Origin of the sequence: Stenotrophomonas sp. PS02297 (assembly GCF_029959705.1) — a bacterium.
In the GTDB taxonomy this organism is placed as follows: domain Bacteria; phylum Pseudomonadota; class Gammaproteobacteria; order Xanthomonadales; family Xanthomonadaceae; genus Stenotrophomonas; species Stenotrophomonas nitritireducens.
Genome location: NZ_JASCOS010000010.1, coordinates 30,909 through 49,004, shown reverse-complemented (window position 1 = coordinate 49,004; position 18,096 = coordinate 30,909). Strand labels below are relative to the sequence as shown.

At 65.2% G+C, this 18,096-nt stretch carries 20 protein-coding genes and 5 tRNA genes; 11 read left to right on the top strand and 14 right to left on the bottom strand.

Annotated features, from left to right (window positions below):
* The first annotated feature begins 3 nt into the window (after positions 1 to 3).
* The 3 genes from mmsB to QMX80_RS04350 are packed head-to-tail and all read left to right on the top strand — an operon-like array spanning position 4 to position 1,845.
* Entirely contained in the window at positions 4 to 894 is an 891-nt protein-coding gene (mmsB, locus tag QMX80_RS04360; protein ID WP_282275486.1) for a 3-hydroxyisobutyrate dehydrogenase, read from the top strand.
* Positions 891 to 1,550: an epoxyqueuosine reductase QueH gene (locus QMX80_RS04355; protein WP_282275484.1), complete on the top strand. Its 660-nt coding sequence runs from the start codon at positions 891 to 893 to the stop codon at positions 1,548 to 1,550. The genes mmsB and QMX80_RS04355 overlap by 4 nt, the downstream gene beginning before the upstream one ends.
* Before the next feature lie 40 nt (positions 1,551 to 1,590).
* Positions 1,591 to 1,845, top strand: coding sequence for a hypothetical protein (locus QMX80_RS04350; protein ID WP_282275482.1), 255 nt, complete (start codon positions 1,591 to 1,593; stop codon positions 1,843 to 1,845).
* A gap of 121 nt (positions 1,846 to 1,966) precedes the next feature.
* Here the strand turns inward: QMX80_RS04350 and QMX80_RS04345 are convergent, their stop codons facing one another.
* Positions 1,967 to 2,869: a methylenetetrahydrofolate reductase gene (locus QMX80_RS04345; protein WP_282275480.1), complete on the bottom strand. Its 903-nt coding sequence runs from the start codon at positions 2,867 to 2,869 to the stop codon at positions 1,967 to 1,969.
* Entirely contained in the window at positions 2,866 to 3,783 is a 918-nt protein-coding gene (locus tag QMX80_RS04340; protein ID WP_282275503.1) for a LysR family transcriptional regulator, read from the bottom strand. Before QMX80_RS04340 ends, QMX80_RS04345 begins: the two co-directional genes overlap by 4 nt.
* Positions 3,784 to 3,912: 129 nt before the next feature.
* Between QMX80_RS04340 and msuE the strand changes: the two genes are divergently transcribed.
* The 3 genes from msuE (at position 3,913) to QMX80_RS04325 (ending at position 6,619) form a co-directional block, all read left to right on the top strand.
* Complete coding sequence (gene msuE / locus QMX80_RS04335) at positions 3,913 to 4,500, top strand: FMN reductase (RefSeq protein WP_282275478.1); 588 nt, start codon at positions 3,913 to 3,915, stop codon at positions 4,498 to 4,500.
* A 77-nt stretch (positions 4,501 to 4,577) separates the two neighbouring features.
* Entirely contained in the window at positions 4,578 to 5,561 is a 984-nt protein-coding gene (locus QMX80_RS04330; RefSeq protein WP_282275477.1) for a DUF1852 domain-containing protein, read from the top strand.
* Positions 5,562 to 5,590: 29 nt separating this feature from the next.
* A complete protein-coding gene (locus QMX80_RS04325; protein ID WP_282275474.1) occupies positions 5,591 to 6,619 on the top strand; it encodes a methionine synthase in 1,029 nt (342 codons plus the stop codon).
* An 879-nt stretch (positions 6,620 to 7,498) separates the two neighbouring features.
* Here QMX80_RS04325 and QMX80_RS04320 read toward each other — a convergent pair.
* Complete coding sequence (locus tag QMX80_RS04320; RefSeq protein WP_282275472.1) at positions 7,499 to 7,918, bottom strand: hypothetical protein; 420 nt, start codon at positions 7,916 to 7,918, stop codon at positions 7,499 to 7,501.
* A gap of 166 nt (positions 7,919 to 8,084) precedes the next feature.
* Between QMX80_RS04320 and QMX80_RS04315 the strand changes: the two genes are divergently transcribed.
* The 4 genes from QMX80_RS04315 (at position 8,085) to QMX80_RS04300 (ending at position 8,632) form a co-directional block, all read left to right on the top strand.
* Positions 8,085 to 8,160, top strand: a tRNA-Ala gene (locus QMX80_RS04315).
* A 52-nt stretch (positions 8,161 to 8,212) separates the two neighbouring features.
* Positions 8,213 to 8,288 (top strand) — tRNA-Glu (locus QMX80_RS04310).
* 140 nt (positions 8,289 to 8,428) lie between these two features.
* A tRNA-Ala gene (locus QMX80_RS04305) sits at positions 8,429 to 8,504 on the top strand.
* Between the two features lie 52 nt (positions 8,505 to 8,556).
* Positions 8,557 to 8,632, top strand: a tRNA-Glu gene (locus QMX80_RS04300).
* Between the two features lie 74 nt (positions 8,633 to 8,706).
* Here the strand turns inward: QMX80_RS04300 and QMX80_RS04295 are convergent.
* Positions 8,707 to 9,162, bottom strand: coding sequence for a response regulator (locus QMX80_RS04295; RefSeq protein WP_235504295.1), 456 nt, complete (start codon positions 9,160 to 9,162; stop codon positions 8,707 to 8,709).
* 31 nt (positions 9,163 to 9,193) lie between these two features.
* Here QMX80_RS04295 and QMX80_RS04290 point away from each other — a divergent pair.
* Positions 9,194 to 9,280, top strand: a tRNA-Leu gene (locus QMX80_RS04290).
* 140 nt (positions 9,281 to 9,420) lie between these two features.
* On the opposite strand, the gene QMX80_RS04285 is transcribed toward QMX80_RS04290, so the two are convergent.
* The 10 genes from QMX80_RS04285 to QMX80_RS04240 form a co-directional block, all read right to left on the bottom strand.
* Entirely contained in the window at positions 9,421 to 11,766 is a 2,346-nt protein-coding gene (locus QMX80_RS04285; protein WP_282275469.1) for a Tex family protein, read from the bottom strand.
* A gap of 123 nt (positions 11,767 to 11,889) precedes the next feature.
* On the bottom strand, positions 11,890 to 12,105 hold the full coding sequence (locus tag QMX80_RS04280; protein ID WP_055769208.1) for a hypothetical protein: 216 nt from the start codon (positions 12,103 to 12,105) through the stop codon (positions 11,890 to 11,892).
* A gap of 134 nt (positions 12,106 to 12,239) precedes the next feature.
* Positions 12,240 to 12,695, bottom strand: coding sequence for a hypothetical protein (locus QMX80_RS04275; protein WP_282275467.1), 456 nt, complete (start codon positions 12,693 to 12,695; stop codon positions 12,240 to 12,242).
* 39 nt (positions 12,696 to 12,734) lie between these two features.
* Positions 12,735 to 13,103, bottom strand: a complete 369-nt coding sequence (locus QMX80_RS04270; RefSeq protein ID WP_282275465.1) for a DUF5329 domain-containing protein — start codon at positions 13,101 to 13,103, stop codon at positions 12,735 to 12,737.
* Positions 13,100 to 14,164, bottom strand: coding sequence for a class III poly(R)-hydroxyalkanoic acid synthase subunit PhaC (gene phaC / locus QMX80_RS04265; RefSeq protein WP_282275463.1), 1,065 nt, complete (start codon positions 14,162 to 14,164; stop codon positions 13,100 to 13,102). Before phaC ends, QMX80_RS04270 begins: the two co-directional genes overlap by 4 nt.
* Positions 14,161 to 15,213 (bottom strand): class III poly(R)-hydroxyalkanoic acid synthase subunit PhaE, encoded by a 1,053-nt coding sequence (gene phaE, locus QMX80_RS04260; RefSeq protein WP_282275462.1) that lies wholly within the window; start codon positions 15,211 to 15,213, stop codon positions 14,161 to 14,163. The genes phaC and phaE overlap by 4 nt, the downstream gene beginning before the upstream one ends.
* Before the next feature lie 55 nt (positions 15,214 to 15,268).
* Positions 15,269 to 15,883, bottom strand: a complete 615-nt coding sequence (locus tag QMX80_RS04255; RefSeq protein ID WP_055769224.1) for a CDP-alcohol phosphatidyltransferase family protein — start codon at positions 15,881 to 15,883, stop codon at positions 15,269 to 15,271.
* A 153-nt stretch (positions 15,884 to 16,036) separates the two neighbouring features.
* Positions 16,037 to 16,525, bottom strand: a complete 489-nt coding sequence (locus QMX80_RS04250; RefSeq protein ID WP_055769227.1) for an 8-oxo-dGTP diphosphatase — start codon at positions 16,523 to 16,525, stop codon at positions 16,037 to 16,039.
* A gap of 55 nt (positions 16,526 to 16,580) precedes the next feature.
* Positions 16,581 to 17,087 (bottom strand): DUF1249 domain-containing protein, encoded by a 507-nt coding sequence (locus QMX80_RS04245; protein WP_055770295.1) that lies wholly within the window; start codon positions 17,085 to 17,087, stop codon positions 16,581 to 16,583.
* A 46-nt stretch (positions 17,088 to 17,133) separates the two neighbouring features.
* Positions 17,134 to 17,958 carry a pyruvate, water dikinase regulatory protein gene (locus QMX80_RS04240; protein WP_282275461.1) on the bottom strand — a complete coding sequence of 275 codons (825 nt, stop codon included), beginning with the start codon at positions 17,956 to 17,958 and terminating at the stop codon, positions 17,134 to 17,136.
* Positions 17,959 to 18,096: the final 138 nt, after the last annotated feature.

The following is an 18,096-nucleotide window of genomic DNA, read 5'->3' as shown; positions in this document are numbered from 1 at the left end:
CTTATGTCCCGCATCGCCTTCATCGGTCTCGGCAACATGGGCGGGCCGATGGCCGCCAACCTGCTCAAGGCCGGCCACGTGCTGCGCGTGTTCGACCTTGCGCCTGCCGCGGTGGATGCCGCCGTCGCTGCCGGCGCCAGCGCGGCGTCCGGCGCCATCGAGGCGGTGGTTGACGCCGAGATCGTAATCTCGATGCTGCCGGCCAGCCGCCACGTCGAAGGGCTGTACCTCGGCGACGCCGGCCTGCTGGCGGCGATTCCCGCCGGCGCGCTGGTCATCGACTGCAGCACCATTGCCCCGGCTTCCGCGCGCAAGGTCGCCGAGGCCGCCGCCGCGCACGGCCTGGCCATGATCGACGCGCCGGTCTCCGGCGGCACCGCCGGCGCGGCGGTCGGCACCCTGAACTTCATCGTCGGCGGCAGCGCCGAGGCGCTCGAACGCGCGCATCCCGTGCTGTCGGCGATGGGCAAGAACATCTTCCACATGGGCGACGCCGGTGCGGGACAGGTCGCCAAGCTGTGCAACAACATGGCGCTGGGCGTGATCATGGCGGCCACCGGCGAGGCCATCGCGCTGGGTGTGGCGCACGGGCTGGACGCCAGGGCGCTGTCGCAGATGATGGCGGTCAGCACCAGCCGCAGCTGGGCCACCGAGGTCTGCAACCCATGGCCCGGCGTGCTGGAGAACGCACCTGCCTCGCGCGGCTACAGCGGCGGCTTCGGCAACGACCTGATGCTCAAGGACCTCGGACTGGCCGCCGAGGCGGCGATGGGCACGGGCGCGTCGATCCCGCTGGGCGAGCTGGCGCGCAACCTGTACGCGATGAACAGCCGGCAAGGCAACGGTGGGCTGGATTTCTCCAGCGTGGTCAAGCTGGTGGCGAAAAACGCATGAACGCCACCCGCGAGAAATTGGTGCTTCCCGGCGGCGGCGACAAGCTGCTGCTGCATTCCTGCTGCGCGCCATGCTCGGGCGAGCTGATGGAAGCGTTCGTGGAATCGGGCATCGACTACACGATCTTCTTCTACAACCCCAACATCCACCCGCTCAAGGAATACGAGCTACGCAAGCAGGAGAACATCCGCTTCGCGCAGAAGCACGGCGTGCCGTTCGTCGATGCCGACTACGACACCGACAACTGGTTCGCCCGCGCCAAGGGCATGGAGAACGAGCCCGAGCGCGGCATCCGCTGCACCATGTGCTTCGACATGCGCTTCGAGCGCAGCGCGCTGTACGCGCACGAGCATGGCTTCCGGGTGATGACCAGTTCGCTGGGCATCTCGCGCTGGAAGAACATGGCGCAGATCAACGACTGCGGGCATCGCGCGGCCGCGCCTTACCAAGGCCTGCTCTACTGGGACTACAACTGGCGCAAAGGCGGCGGCAGTTCTCGCATGATCGAGATCAGCAAACGCGAGAACTTCTACCAGCAGGAGTACTGCGGCTGCGTCTATTCGTTGCGCGACAGCAACCGCCACCGCCGCGACCAGGGCCGCGACAAGATCCGACTCGGGGTAAAGTTCTACGGCGCACAGGACACGGAAGGATGATCCTGCGCGGCGCCCCACTACCGTTGCCGGTACGGAGCTGATGGCAAAGCCCACCTACCTGGTCACGGTGGTGTACCGGGGCAAAGAGGCGCTGTTCCGCGACTTTCTGAAACAGGAACGACATCAGCGCCAATCCGGTGTTGAAACCATCCTGCCTGCCGAGGAACTGGCTTTCATCGAACCCGTCCGCGCGAGCAACCGACACGAAGCCCTGGTTCTGGCCAGGGCGCTCCACCCGGGGCACGATATCGCGCCTCGAATCGTCAAGCGGGCGGCACGGCCTGGCCGGGGATGAATCGAAATTGGGCAACCGCTGGTTGCCCCTGCCCGTCCTTGTGCAAAGCACGCTCATGCGGACATACCGGCCATTGCTTTGGGGAACACTGCGGGAAGGTGAAGATGCCCCGCTCGGCACATCATGCGTGCCCGAGGTGGCTGCGAGCGCGGTAGTTCTCCGCCCATTCCACGGACTGGGCGATGCCTCCGAACGGAAAGAAATGCAGGTTCACCTTTCCGTGCGCTTCCGTCAGGCCATTGGCCAGGCGATCGACAAACAGATCCGGCCCGGCCGTGCCAAGCAGCTTGCCGATCGAGATACCGTACTTGGACCAGATCGATGCGCTTGCACTGACACCGCACATGGCCGCGTAACGCAACAGCACCGCCACACCTGCAGGACCTGGCACGCCCACGCGTACCGGATGCTCGATGCCACGCTCGCGCAATGCCTCCAGCCAAGCCACTACGGCGTCGGCATCAAACCCGAACTGCGTGACGATCAGCGGCGTCATGCCACGGCCTTCGATGCTGAGGCACTTGCGTGCAAGTACCTCCCAGCGAGTCGCCTCGCCCATCACCGGATGACCTTCCGGGTGTCCGCCCACCCCCAGAAGCTTGATGCCCGCACGTTCGAACACACCGGTTTCAATAAGCGAGGCGCTGTCGGGAAACGGCCCCTTGGGGCGGGACGAATCACCGGCGATCACGAAGCACCGCTCAGCCCCGGCCTCGGCGACCGCGCGCGCGACGAACGACTCCAGTTCAGCATGCGAGGCGATGCGACGTGCCGGGACATGCAGCATGGGCTCGAAGCCGAGCCCACGAACCGCAGCGGCTGCACTCAACCGTGCATCGTCGTCTTCGCCCGGCAGGTAGGGAATGAACACCGTTGTGCCGGGAGCTATCCGGGGTGCCACTGTGGCCAGCACAGGAATCGCTCTGGCGCTTACTTCCAGCGAATAGCCGTCGGTGATGATGCTGGCAAGCCTGGGCATATCGGGAAGCCGCGCGAGCGAGCTGCGACCGGTGTTGTCATTCATCGCCTGGCTCCCGGCCGGGCAGCAGCGACCGCGGCCGGGTGCCGGGCCAGGTCGATGAAGGCCCGCACGTAATCGATGCCGGTGTCCGCCTCACGCGCGCCAAGGAATATCTGCTTGGCGATGCCGCGTGCGCCCAGCCGCACCGGCACCACCTCCATCCTGCTCGCATACTCCTCCACCAACCAGCGGGGCAGCGCGGCCACACCGCGGCGGCTGGCTACCATCTGCACCATGATGTCGGTCGTTTCGATGGTCTTGTGCCGCCGCGGCGTCACGCCGGCGGGCAGCAGGAATTGGCTGTAGATGTCCAGGCGCTCGATATCCACGGGATAGCTGATCAGGATCTCCCGGGTCAGCTGCTGGGGCTTCACGTAAGTTGCCGACGCCAGGGGGTGATCCCTGGCCACGACCAGCACCTGCTCGTAGTCAAACACGGGCTCGAACTTCAGGCCCGGTTTGTACAGCGGGTCGGGGGTGACCAGCAGGTCGATCTCGTAGCCGAACAGCGCACCGATCCCGCCGAACTGGAACTTCTGCCTGACGTCCACATCCACGTCCGGCCATGCGGCCAGATAGGGCGACACCACCTTGAGCAGCCACTGGTAGCAGGGATGGCATTCCATGCCGATGCGCAGCGCCCCACGCTCGCCCTGTGCGAACTGGTCCAGGCGCTCTTCGGCCAGGTCCAGCTGCGGCAGCACACGGCTCGCCACTGCCAGCAGGTATTGACCGGCCTGGGTGAGACGCAGGCTTCGGCCTTCGCGCAGCCAGATATCCGTGCCCAGTTGCTGCTCCAGCTTCCGGATGCTGTGGCTCAACGCCGATTGGGTCAGATTCAATACGCCCGCCGCGGCCGTCAGCGAGCCCTGCTTTTCGACCTGCTGGACGATGTTGAGGTGGATGCGCTCAAGCATATTGATGAATTCCAATCATGGATTCTTGAATTAATACCATTTTACCTCATCGAACCTCATGGCTAGGATCGACTTTCGGCATCCATTCCCCCTCGGCTGCCGGACGAACCCGCTACATGAAAGGCGAAAATGACACCCCCATTTCCACTACGCGTCGTCGCGGTCTCCGGCGGACTACAACGGCCTTCCAGGGCTGCGACGCTGGCTGAGCATCTATCGGACCTGATCGCAGCGAAGATCCCCTGCCAACGCCACCTGATCGAGCTCGGCCAACTCGCCCCCCTGCTCGCCGGTACGGTCAGGCGCAGCCAATTGCCCGACACGGTGGAGCGGGAGCTCGCAGCGGTCGAACAGGCCGATGTCCTGGTAGTGGCCACTCCGGTCTACCGTGGCTCCTACACCGGGCTGTTCAAGCACTTCTTCGACTTCATTGACCAGGACGCCCTGGTCGATATGCCGGTCCTGCTCGCTGCTACCGGCGGCAGCGAGCGCCATGCGCTGATGATCGACCATCAACTGAGGCCACTGTTCAGCTTCTTCCAGGCGCGCACCCTGCCGCTGGGCGTATACGCGACCGACAGGGATTTCGCAGGCGACAGCCTGCGCAACGACGACCTTATCCAACGCGCCAGGTTGGCGGTCGAACGGGCCTTGCCGGTACTCGACCTGACCTGTCACGCAAGAACCCGCGCCACCGGGAACGTCGCCGCCGCCTGAAAGCCCCCTCCCCGCGCACCGGATCAGCATGACGCTGTGCCGGACTCCACCCGCAGAACCCACGGTAACGGGCCGCCATGAAAGAAAACTTCGAATTCAGCATCAAGCGCATCTGCTTCGATGAAAACTACCAGCCCTCGGACAGCACCCGCCTGACCACCAACTTCGCCAACCTGGCCAGGGGCATCAGCCGCCAGGAAAACCTGCGCAATACGTTGAAGATGATCGACAACCGCTTCAACAGCCTCGCCGACTGGGACAATCCCACCGGGGATCGCTATGCCGTCGAGCTGGAGATCATCTCCGTCGAGATGGAGGTGGGCGCCCATGGCGCGGCCGCCGCCTTCCCGCTGATCGAGATACTGAAGACCACCATCGTCGACGGCAGAACCGGAGCGCGCATCGAGGGCATTGCCGGGAACAACTTCTCCTCCTACGTGCGTGACTACGACTTCAGCGTGCTGTTGCCGGCGTACAACAGCACCCGGCCGGTGTTCGGCACGCCGGAGGATTTCGGCGACCTGCACGGCAAGCTGTTCAAGCACTTCGTGAGCTCCGACGCCTACAAGGCCCATTTCGGGAAGCCGCCGGTGATCTGCATCAGCGCATCGAGCAGCAGGATCTACCAGCGCACCGCGAACCAGCACCCGGTGCTGGGCGTGGAGTACCTGCAGAACGAGCTCTCCTCGACCGATCACTATTTCGCGAAGATGGGCATGCAGGTGCGCTTCTTCATGCCGCCGCACGGCGTTGCGCCGCTGGCCTTCTATTTCTTCGGCAACCTGCTCGGCGACTACACGGACCTGGAGCTGATCGGCACCATCAGCACGATGGAGACTTTCCAGAAGATCTACCGGCCGGAGATCTACAACGCCAACTCGGCCGCCGGGAGCGTCTATCAGCCCAGCTTGAAGCACCAGGACTACTCCCTGACCAAGATCGTCTATGACCGCGAGGAACGCAGCCAGTTGGCCGTCAAGCAGGGAAAATTCACGGAAGAGAACTTCATCACCCCATACCGCCAGACGCTTGAGCGGTGGGCCGCCAACTGCGCGCTCTGACCATCACCCGGAACAAGAAACCACCCGTCATGAAGAAACTGTTGCCCACTTCAACCGCCGGCAGCCTGCCCAAGCCGTCCTGGCTCGCTCAACCCGAAAAGCTCTGGTCCCCCTGGAAGCTGCAGGACGAGGAGCTGGTTGAAGGCAAGCAGGATGCATTGCGTCTTTCGCTGCACGAACAACGGCAGGCCGGTATCGACATCGTCAGCGATGGCGAGCAGACCCGCCAGCACTTCGTCACCACCTTCATCGAACACCTTGAGGGCGTGGATTTCGAGAAGCGCGAGACCGTACGCATCCGTGACCGCTACGACGCCAGCGTGCCGACGGTCGTGAGTGCGGTGAGTCGTCCGCAATCGGTCTTCGTTGACGATGCCAGGTTCCTGCGCCAGCAGACCAGGCAGCCGATCAAATGGGCCCTGCCCGGCCCGATGACGATGATCGACACACTCTACGACGCCCACTACAGGAGCCGCGAAAAGCTGGCCTGGGAGTTCGCCGGAATTCTCAACCAGGAAGCCAAAGAGCTGGAAGCGGCGGGCGTTGACATCATCCAGTTCGACGAACCCGCGTTCAATGTCTTCTTCGATGAAGTGAATGATTGGGGTGTTGCCGCCCTGGAACGTGCCGTTGAAGGACTGAAGTGCGAGACCGCCGTGCATATCTGCTACGGCTATGGCATCAAGGCCAACACCGACTGGAAAAAGACGCTGGGCTCGGAGTGGCGCCAGTACGAGGAATCCTTCCCGAAACTGCAACAGTCCAGCATCGACATCATTTCACTGGAGTGCCAGAACTCACATGTGCCGATCGATCTGATCGAGCTGGTTCGCGGCAAGAAAGTGATGGTGGGCGCCATTGACGTGGCCAGCGACACCATCGAGACGCCGGATGAAGTGGCAAACACACTGCGGAACGCCCTTCGGTTTGTCGACGCGGACAAGCTCTATCCTTCCACCAACTGCGGCATGGCCCCCCTCGCTCGTCGGGTCGCCCGAGGCAAGCTGCTTGCCCTCAGCGCAGGCGCAGAAATCATCCGGCGCGAACTGTTGACCTGATGGCCGGCGGAAGTCCCGCATGGTTCCGAGGGGTGGCGTCAGCGAGTTGAAGGCAGCAAAGTGCAGCCGGTGCAGTTGTCCTCCCCCTCGGACTTCAGCACCGTAGAACGGCACGACTTCACGGATCCGGGTGATCGAATCAACCGGCGATATCGACCGGCAGGACGTCAATGAAGTCCTGCTGGCTTTGCGCCGATATGGCAGCGAGCTGCGTTGGACAGGGACCGATTCGAGGTCGTGCCAGCGCAGTCCGCGCCTGGATGGGCTGCACGACCGGTCCACCAGAACCAACAGGGCCACTACGTCGCATTTCCGGCCTGCGCGTGCAGCGGGCCAGTCTCCATAGTCGCCGGCGCTTTCCGCGAGCAACGACAGGAGGCGCGGGTTCACTCGCTGGTGCTGGCCCACTCGTTACGGCAGGAACGTACCGCAGCTGGCAATCCCCGGTGCTCGCGACCGTTGGAGGGGGCAGACCGGGCCTGTGTTGACCACACTGCACTACTTTATCGATTGCATCCGGGTCGACTCTGCCGCCTGAAACGGAAGACGAATTCGCAAACCAATCGCCACCCCTGCTCGACATACCGCGCCGATTCCTCTCGTGGGAAAAGATCTACCTGCACGGAAACACAGAAGCGGCAAGCCGCATGCATCAAGAAAAGCCAGCGGTGCGCAAGGGCGCTGGGAGTCGGCCCGGATTGCCACCCCCGCAGCCATCTGCTGGATGCTCTTCAATGGAAGGAAAGCTGCACCAGCCCCTCCATTTCCCTGCTGATGGCATGGGACTGTGCATGGCACCGGGTGTCTTTTCCCCAACGCTGGTCCAGGCGATCCAGCATTCCATCGTCCCACTCCCATCCGCGATGCCAGCATCCGCGGTCACCGGCAGGCGTCGTGGACGTGATTGTCCCAGTAGCTGGACAGGGCGAACCCCCGCTTCAGGCCCGCTGCGCGATAGGCCGCATCCCTGCCCTCCCTGGCCTTGGTACAGGCATCGCCCCCGGGGCGCCGGGCACTCCGGCCGGAACCCGCGCCGGAATGACCGGCCCTGCGTCCGGCACGTACCGGTTTTCGTACTCCCGCCGTCGCCCCAGGCTCGATCGATGCCTGCGGAAGCACACTCCAGACCTTCAACGCTGCGCCATCGCAGGGCATCGATTGATAGGACGCCTGTCCCTGCTCCATGCATTTGAACACCTGCGTCTGCTGGGGTGTCGTCACACCAGCCGCAAGCAGAAGAAAGAGATCGAGAACCTTCATCATCCGGACCACCCGGCTCCACGGCGTGAGGTCCAACATTGGAGGAAGTGAGTGAGCCGAACCATCGGAGAAGCCGGTGCAACCCTGCCGGAAAATGCCGTACATCCAGGTCCGCAGTGGCAGCAGCAGGCGTGTGAAGATTTTTTTTCACAAATGGCTTGCTCGGCCCGAAAAGCCGGGCTATCATTTCTTTCTCGGCAACAACGGGGCCATAGCTCAGCTGGGAGAGCGCCTGCATGGCATGCAGGAGGTCAGCGGTTCGATCCCGCTTGGCTCCACCAAATCCGGGCATTAGGCCGTTCGGATAGTCGAAAAAACTTGATGAAGTTTCGCGTCCCCATCGTCTAGAGGCCTAGGACATCACCCTTTCACGGTGGCGACCGGGGTTCGAATCCCCGTGGGGACGCCATTCATCGAAAACAAAGACCCAGATTTTGCAGGGTCTTTTTTGTTGGAGAAGCTGCCTGCCCAACAGGCAATGAGGAAGAAGAAAAAGCTTCCACTCCGACAAAGAGTTCGGTATCATTCCGCGCTCGAAAATTTGGATACGGGGCCATAGCTCAGCTGGGAGAGCGCCTGCATGGCATGCAGGAGGTCAGCGGTTCGATCCCGCTTGGCTCCACCAAATCCGGACATTAGGCCGTTCGGATAGTCGAAAAAATTTGATGAAGTTTCGCGTCCCCATCGTCTAGAGGCCTAGGACATCACCCTTTCACGGTGGCGACCGGGGTTCGAATCCCCGTGGGGACGCCAATTCAAGGAAGCTCTGCCCAGGCAGGGCTTTTTTGTTGCCTGGAAGAACGCAGGCCTGCACCGCCGCCACTTCCCTATGGCTGCAGCACCCTGGACAGGGCCCCGCGCAGATCGCTTCCCGTGTAGGGTTTGGCCAGCTTCACGCCCGCATCGAAGATCGCAGGCAACCGCCCGGCCTCCATCCCGGTCGCGACGAGGAAAGGAATCCCGCGCCCGACCAGCACTTCCGCAACCGGCGTGCTGTCCTCGTTGTCGGCCAGGCAGAAGTCCAGGAAGGCGAGCTGCGGACGCAGCTCATCGATCATGCCCAAGGCAGACTGCACGGTGTCCGCGACACCGACGACCTGCAGCCCTTCGCGCTCGAGCTGCAACTGCAGCAGCGTTGCATTCAAGTCGTCGTTCTCCACGATCACCACCCGCACGGAGTGCAGCAAACCCATCGCAATCCCCTGATCCCGGATGACTTGAGTATAGCCACCGGCGCCGTCCGGCACTTTGCGAAAAATACCCGCAAATCCCTGCCCAACCATAAAGCCGTCCGCTATACTTGCGCCCCTGCCAGCCGAAGTGGCGGAATCGGTAGACGCAGCGGACTCAAAATCCGCCGCCCTTAAAAGCGTGTGGGTTCGAGTCCCACCTTCGGCACCAGCACAGCAAAGGCCAGGCAGCGATGCCTGGCCTTTTTGCATCCATCGCCACGGCCGAATGCCGGCGCCCCACCTTGCCGAAGAAAAAGAAGGCCCCGGATACCGGGGCCTTCCTTTCGTCTGCATGGGGAGGTCAGCGCATCAACTGCGGCGCGCGCGCGCGAACGCTTCGGCCAGGGCATTGTCCGCCGGCGGCGCCGAGCTGCCTGGACGTGCGCCCCGCGACGGTTCGCCGCGGCCGCCATCGCGCCGGACAGGATGACCCTGCCCCGCGCCCTTGTCCGGTCGTTTGGCGGGCGCCGGACTGTCGTCCAGCCGGCGGGTCAGCGCGATGCGCTTGCGGGCGACGTCGACCTCCAGCACCTTCACCTTGATGATGTCGCCGGCCTTGACCACGTCGCGCGGGTCCTTGACGAAAGTGTCAGACAGCGCGGAGATGTGGATCAGCCCATCCTGGTGCACGCCGATGTCGACGAACGCGCCGAAGGCGGCCACGTTGCTGACCACGCCTTCCAGCACCATGCCTTCGCGCAGGTCCTTGATGTCCTCAACGCCGTCAGCGAAGCGCGCCGCCTTGAACTCGGGACGCGGGTCGCGGCCGGGCTTTTCCAGTTCCTTCAGGATGTCGCGTACCGTCGGCACGCCGAACGTCTCGTCGGTGAACTGCTCGGCCTTCAGGCCGCGCAGGTAGCCGCCGTCGCCAAGCAGCGTCTTGATCGGCCGCTGCGCCGCGGCGACGATGCGCTCCACTACCGGATAGGCTTCGGGGTGCACGGCCGAGGCGTCCAGCGGCTCGTCGCCATCGGCGATGCGCAGGAAGCCGGCGCACTGTTCGAACGTTTTGTCGCCCAGGCGCGGCACCTTGAGCAGGTCGCGGCGGCGTTTGAACGGCCCGTTCTCGTCGCGGTGGCGGACGATGTTCTCGGCCACGGTCGACGACAGGCCCGACACGCGCGACAGCAGGGCCGCCGATGCGGTGTTGACGAACACGCCCACCGCATTGACGCAGTCCTCCACGCGCGCGTCCAGCGCCTTGGCCAGGCGGAACTGGTCGACGTCGTGCTGGTACTGGCCGACACCGATCGCCTTGGGTTCGATCTTGACCAGCTCCGCCAGCGGATCCTGCAGGCGTCGCGCGATCGACACCGCACCACGCAAGGACACGTCCAGACCCGGGAATTCCCTGGCCGCGAACTCCGATGCCGAGTACACCGACGCACCGGCTTCGCTGACCACGACCTTCTGCAGTTTCGGGTTGTTGCAGGCCTTGAGGACCTCGCCGGCCAGCTTGTCGGTCTCGCGGCTGGCGGTACCGTTGCCGATGGCGATCAGCTCGACGTCATGCTTGGCGCACAGGTGCCTGAGGGTCTGCAGCGACTGTTCCCACTGGCGCCGGGGCTCGTGCGGATAGATCGTCTCGGTGGCCAGCAGCTTGCCGGTGGCATCGACCACGGCGATCTTGCAGCCGGTGCGGATGCCCGGGTCCAGACCGAGCACGGCCTTCGGGCCGGCCGGCGCGGCCAGCAGCAGGTCCTTGAGGTTGTCGCCGAACACGGCGATGGCCTCGGCCTCGGCCTTCTCGCGGGCGTGGTTGAACAGGTCCAGCAGCAGGTGCATGTGCAGCTTGGCACGCCAGGTCAGGCGGCACGCATCGAGCAGCCAGCGGTCCGCCGCCCGCCCCTGGTCGGCGATGCCCGCCTTCCATGCCACGCGGCCTTCGGCGTACTGGTGGCCGGTCTCGGCTTCATTGCCCGGGTCCAGCTCCAGGAACAGGATTTCCTCGCGGCGCGCGCGGAACAACGCCAGCAGGCGGTGCGAGGGAATCTTCGCCAGCGGCTCGGCGTGCTCGAAGTAGTCACGGTACTTGGCGCCCTCGGTTTCCTTGCCCTCGGCGACACGGGCGCGGATCACGCCGACATCGCCCAGCCACTGGCGCAGTTCGCCGACCAGTGCCGCGTCTTCGCCCCAGCGCTCCATCAGGATCGCCCGCGCGCCTTCCAGCGCGGCCTTGGCATCGGCCACGCCCTTGTCCGTATCGACGAAGGCGGCAGCGAAGGCCTGGGGATCCTGCGTGGGATCGGCGAGCAGGCCATCGGCCAGCGGCTCCAGCCCGGCTTCGCGGGCGATCTGCGCGCGGGTGCGGCGCTTGGGCTTGTACGGCAGGTACAGGTCTTCCAGGCGCGACTTGGTGTCGGCAGCCAGGATGTCGTTGCGCAGCTCGTCGCTCAGCTTGCCCTGCTCGGCGATGCTGGCCAGCACCGCGGCGCGCCGGTCTTCCAGCTCGCGCAGATAGGTCAGGCGGACTTCCAGATTGCGCAGTTGGGTGTCGTCCAGTCCGCCGGTGACTTCCTTGCGGTAGCGGGCGATGAACGGAACGCTGGCGCCTTCGTCCAGCAGCGCGATCGCGGCCTTGGCCTGTGCGGGCTGTGCGCCGATCTCTTCGGCGATGGTCTGCGCGATCTGCTGCGCGAGCTTGCTGTCTTGCATGGATTCCAGGGACTACCGCTACTCGGGAAGCCTGCATTCTGGCAGCGCGTCCCGGGAGGGGAAACCCATTGACAGCCCGCCCCGGGATTGCTCTGCGCAGCCGCGGGCCGGGCTCCCCGCCTTCTATCCCAGGTGCCGGTTCAGCCGCTGGAACGCGATGTCGTCGCGCAGTGTTTCCAGCACCATCACCCGCATCCGGCCCTTGCCGCTTACATCCATTACCCGTTCCACATAGATTTCCGGACCATCGTCAGTATCCATGCGGGTCTTGCTGAAACCATAGGGCACCACGCCCTTCTTGCCATCCTTGCTGCCACCGATATAAAGAACGACTGCCATGGTGACCGGTACTCCTGTTGCGTTTGTAACGAGCCCACTCTAGGTGGGCAGGCGTTACCAGGATGTACAAAAAAGGTTGAGGCGCCATGACCGGCCGGTTGCGTTTTCAAGACCCGGGCCTGCGCCGGCTCGATTCAGGAACGGCCCGGCCACCAGCCGTGCCCGTGCATCGCATAGCGGTCGGCTGCACGCTCGAAGGGATTGCGGACGCTGACGCCACCGCACAGCAGGTAGACCGGCAGGAACAGCGGCCCCAGCACCATGTACTGGAATACGTGCGCGCGCTCATGGTCGCCGAGGCGGACCCGTGGATGCTCGCAGCGACCGGCGCGATGTTCGTAGGTCGTGCAGGACGCGTCCAGCGTATCGCCGGTATGCAGGATCACCATGCCCAACGTGATCGCGCCACCTGGTCCCCATGGCCAACGGTGGAATACCAGCGCGCAGTCGCGCCGGTTCCAATGCGGCCTTGCGCCGGCCGCCATGCCCGCCACCCCGGCCAGCAGGCCGGCCAGGGTGTTGGGCGACGTCCAGAGCGCACCCAATGCACGCGCCAATTGAAGGCCCCACGCCGCAGCGGATTCACGCATGCTCCTGCCCCGTCACCAGAACACCTTGCGCCGGAGTCGTCAGTGGCCGCGCAGCCGCACGAGCTGCTGCTGGAACCAGGGCGCCGAATCCTGTTCGGCATGCCCGGGGCACGATACCCGGTACGGCTTGCCGCTCATGCTGCTGCGGCTGGCAGCACGCTCGATGAACTGCTCGGCGGTGTCGGCCTGGTCGCGCTTGAGCAGGTAGTCGTACTTGCGCTGCAGATGGCTGCGCGCATCGCTGGCCGGATACCAGGTGCCGTTGCGCTGGAAGCGGCAACCCGAATCCTCGAGCGCCTGCATCAACCCGTCGATCTCGCGCTGGGCCGCAGCACCTGGCGCGGCATCGGCCGTGGCGGAAACCACGGCCAGGACCAAGAGCGCCGCAACGGGGATGCGATGCCTCATGCGCGCCTGCTCAGCCAGTCGTGGATGGCGCTCGGGACTTCACGTTGCGCCCGCGCCGAGACATAGATGCCGATGTGGCCGCCGCGGAAACCCAGCTCCGTATAGTCGGTGGTGCCTGTCTTTCCACGCAGCGCCTGCGAGGCCGCCGGCGGCACCAGATGATCCTGCTCGGCATAGATGTTGAGTACCGGCATCCGCAGTTGCGCCAGATCCACCGCCTCGTCGCCGATGCGGATGCTGCCGCGCATGAGGCCGTTGCCCTGGTAGAACTGCTTGACGAACTCGCGGAACGCCTCCCCCGCCAGGTCCGGCGAATCGAAGATCCACTTTTCCATGCGCAGGAAATCCTCCAGCGCCTGCCTGTCGTCGAGGATGTCCACCAGCCCCACGTATTTCTGCACGTTGAGCCGGAACGGCTTGAGCATCAGGTAGCTGGCATTCATCAGGTCGGCCGGGACATTGCCCAGCGTATCGACGAACAGGTCCACGTCCACGTGCCGCGCCCAGTGCGAGAGCATGTTGTCCGGGGTGTGGAAATCCACCGGCGCGACCATGGTGACCAGGTTGCGCACCTTGTGCGGACGCAGCGCGGCATAGCACAGCGAGAACACGCCGCCCTGGCAGATGCCAAGCAGATTCACCGGCCCGCCATGCTGGGCCCGCAGGTGATCGACGGCGCCGTCGACGTAGCGCAGCAGGTAATCCTCCAGCGTCAGGAAACGCTCGGAACGGTCGGGATAGCCCCAGTCCAGCACATATACGTCCTGGCCGGCGGCCAGCAGTTTCTGCACCAGCGAGCGGCCGTCCTGCAGGTCCACCATGTAGGGCCGGTTGACCAGCGCATAGACGATCAGCAGCGGCGGCTGCCCCGAGGGCGGCTGCGCGCCGATAAAGCGGTACAGCTTGACCTTGCCGTCGCTCCAGACTTCCTCGCGCGCGGTGGCGCCGTAACCGACATCCTCCACGTCCGGCAGCAGCTTCAGCCCGTCGGCAAGCTTGCGTTGCAGTTGCAGGGCTTCCTGCAGCAGATCGTCCATGCCGAAGCCCAGCGGACCCTTCATGCCTTGTCTCCGCGGCGCGGGGCGGCGGCGGGGCGCGATGCGCGCTTCTTCGCGATGCTCTTGGCCGGCTTGATAGGCGCCTTCACTTTCGTTGCGGAAGCCGGCTTCGTCTTTTTCGCGGGATCGCCGGCCGGCTTTGCCCGCGCAGGAGCGGGTTCGGCCCGGCGTTCGGCCCGGCCGGCGGCCATGCGCCGCATCCAGCGCTCCAGTTCGGCGATGCGGCGGTGGGCCACATCCATCTCAGTGCGCGTCGGCACGCCCATCATTTCGCAGGCGCGCTCCAGCTCCTGCCGGGTCGCCGCGCGCAGGCGCATCTGGGTATTGGCCAGATCCGCATAGATGCGCTGGAAATCCTCGGACATGGCCACCGTGGCATAGGCCTCCTCGGCCGCATCGATCCACAGGTCGAACATCGCGCGGGCGCTGGTCAGCTGGCTGCCCGGCGCCTCATGCTCGGCCAGCTTCGCCTCGAAGCGCCGGAACGCATCGTCCAGCACGCCACGGATCGACGCGACATAGGCCTCCATGCGCGCCTGGTGCTCGCGCTGCGCCCGCAGCAACGCCTGCCAGCGCGCCTGGTGCTCGCGTGCCGGGCCGAAGGCCGGTGCGTTCAACCAGTCCGCCTCGCCGAAACCGGACTGCAGCGCGTGGACGAAGTTGCGTACCCAGGGCTGGTCGCCCAGTGCGTTGCCACCACGGGCCGCGTCGAGCATCCAGCGCACCATGGCATCGCCCTGCCCTTCCACGGCTTCGCGCCAGGCGCCGGCGACCTCGCCGGCACTGCTGTCGCGGCCGGCGAACCGGGCCGCGACCTGCTGCATCATGCCCAGCCAGTCGCCAGCCTGCTGCTGAAAGCGGGCGCCAAGCTCCTGTACCTGCGGCGCGGCATCGGCACCGACCAGCCGGGTCCACTGCTCGATGCCTTCCCGCCAGGGAAAGGCACCGGAGGACATGCCGTCTCCCTGGCCCATGGCCTGCAGCCATGCCTCCCATGAGCGTTTCAGGCCGGCGTCGAAACCCGCGCTGTCGTTGTCGTCCGCCACTGCCATCGCCCTGCTTCGCTGTCGTCGCGACGATGATAGCAACGCGGCCGCGTTCCGGCGGTCAGGGCTTGGGAATATGCAGGGTCTTGCTGATCATCAGCGAACCGGACAGCGCGAACAGCAGCACCAGCGGATGCAGCTGCCAGGGCCCCAGTTGCCAGACGCCCCCCCAAAGAGTCGCGCCGATCGCCTCGAAATGGGCGGCCACCGCCAGCAGGATCACCAGCGCCAGGCTGGTGGGGATCGGCGTTCCCTCGAAGTAGGGAACCTTGTCCGAATCGCCGGCGATTTCCTCGGCGGTGACGTTGTAGCGCGCCAGCCGGCTCACCCCGCAGCAGACGAAGTAGCTCAGTACCAGCCAGTCCCACCCGCCCTGCATGCCGCAGGCGTATGCCAGCGCCGCAGGTGCGACGCCGAAGGAGATCACGTCGGCCAGCGAATCCAGTTCGCGCCCCAGGGTCGAGGAGGACTGCCGCCAGCGGGCGATCCGCCCATCCAGCGCGTCGAACACGAACGCCAGCGGAATCAGCGCCATGCCGAACAGCAGGAAACCGCGCTGGCCGTCCTGCAGGAAACGCATCGCGGCGAACACCGCGCCGGTCCCGCAGAACGCGTTGCCCAGGGTGAACCAGTCGGCGAGCCGGAACTCGCGCAGCATGGAGAAGTGACGTTTCATCTCGGGTTTCCGGATCATGGCCGCCCCAGCCTAGCGCGATTGCCGTGAATACCGCCATTTCTCATGCGCACGGCATACGTGCGGCCACGAGAGGCAGTGCGAGCCTCGCACGCAGGCCGCCCGGAGCTGGGCATCGGCGCCGTGCGCGCCCACCTACAACCGCGTGTAGCTCCACGACTGCATGCGCCCGTCGCGGTATGGCATCACCCCGTGGAAAGGCCGGGGATCGGCGTCGAACACCAGCGGCAGGAAATGCCGGTCGCCCTCCCACAGCGGCAGCGATTCGAGCTGGTCCACCGGCACCCATTCCAGCGTGCCTTCCGGATTCGACTGCAGCGGCGTACCGGTCCAGTCCTCGATAACGAATACGAAGGCGAACCAGTCCTCGCCCTGCTTGCCGAAGCCCGGCCAGCTGATGGTGCCGCGCAGTCGCGTGGTACCGCATTCGATGCCGGCTTCCTCGCGGATCTCACGGTGCATGCAGGCAAGTGCGTCCTCGTCCAGCTCCATCTTGCCGCCCAGCCCGTTGTACTTGCCCAGGTGCAGGTCGCCGGGACGGGTGTTGCGATGGATCATCAGGGCCTGGGTACCGTCCTTGGACAGCACGTAACCCAGGGTGGCGAGAATCGGCGTGTAGGGCATCGGAATCGGGGCTGAGCGGTGAAAGCGCGCAGTATGACCGATCGCCCGCGCCTTCTCAGTGCTCCAGCGGCAGCGAAGCCGGGCCGGGCGCCACCGCGTCGCGGATGCGATGCAGGGTCGCCACGCCATGCCCGCGCTCGGCCAGGTATTCCAGCCACTTGCCGAGGAAGGTGTTCATGCGCAGGCGGTGGCTGACCAGTTCGTCGGCCGGCGGGTACATGCCCATCACGTCCTGCCAGCGCCGCCCGACATAGCAGTGCGTGGTCTCCACCTGCTGCGCGTCGCGGTACAGGCGCACGTAGGCCGACGGGTCGGGCTCGCCGGTCAGCGGATCGAGGATGCCGTAGGTCATGCGCAGCTCGACCGTATAGCGGTGGCATTCGATCACGTCCAGGTACAGGTCCAGCCCGTCGCCGATGGACGAGGCGTAACGCCCCTCGTGGAGATGGTCCGGCGCGAACAACCGCACCAGGTGCAGGTAATTCTCCGCATACAACCCCATCAGCCAGCCGAGGCGGCTGAGCCGGGGAATGCGATCGACGCGGGAAAGAGCCTGTGTCATGGCCTGATCGTACACGGCCGGCATCGCGCCGGCATGCGGCGCGGCTTCAGAACATCTCCCGCTGCAGCCCCAGCGTGCCCAGCACCTTGCTGGAAATCTCCTCGATCGAGGTATGCGTGGTGCTCAGGGTCGGGATGCGCTCCATCCTGAACATGGTTTCGGCCGCGGCCACTTCGCGGCGGCAGACCTCGGCGCTGGCATAGCGGGAGTTCGGCCGGCGCTCCTGGCGGATCTGCTGCAGCCGCTCCGGGTCGATGGTCAGGCCGAACAGCTTGCTGCGGTATGGACGCAGGCGCGGCGGCAGGCGGTCGCTCTCCAGATCCTCCTCGGTCAACGGGTAGTTGGCCGCGCGGATGCCGTAGTGCAGCGCCAGGTAGATGCAGGTCGGGGTCTTGCCGGCGCGGGACACCGCCACCAGCACCACGTCGGCCTCGTCGTAGTTCACCGCGATGCCGTCGTCGTGGCTGAGAGCGAAGTTCATGGCATTGATGCGGCGGTGGTAAGTGTCGAAATCCACCATGCCGTGGGCCTGGCCGATCTTCGAATGACGGGCCGCATCCAGCTCCTGTTCCAGCGGGCCGATGAAGGGCACGAACACATCCAGCACCAGCGCCCCGCTCTCGTCCTCCAGGATCCTGCCCAGTGCCGAGTCCACGCAGGAACTGACCACGATAGGCCGCACCTGGTAGCGCTCCCCCGCGGCACGGATGCGGAGCGCGGCCTCACGCGCCTTGTCCGCATCGTCCACGAACGACATGCGATCGGTCACGAAACTGAAGCCTGAGAACTGGGTCAACAGGCTGTGGCCCACGGTCTCGGCAGTGATGCCGGTACCGTCCGAGACATAGAACACCGGCCGGATCGCCGTCATGCAGGACTCCTTGGAGGATTGAGGGTGGCGGGGCCGGCCGGGTGACCCGCCCCTGTCCCGGGAAAGACAAGCACAAGACAAAGTAATGTCACAAGCTTGTGCCGCTTAGGTGTGCACTGCATCATATTGGCTTCTTCC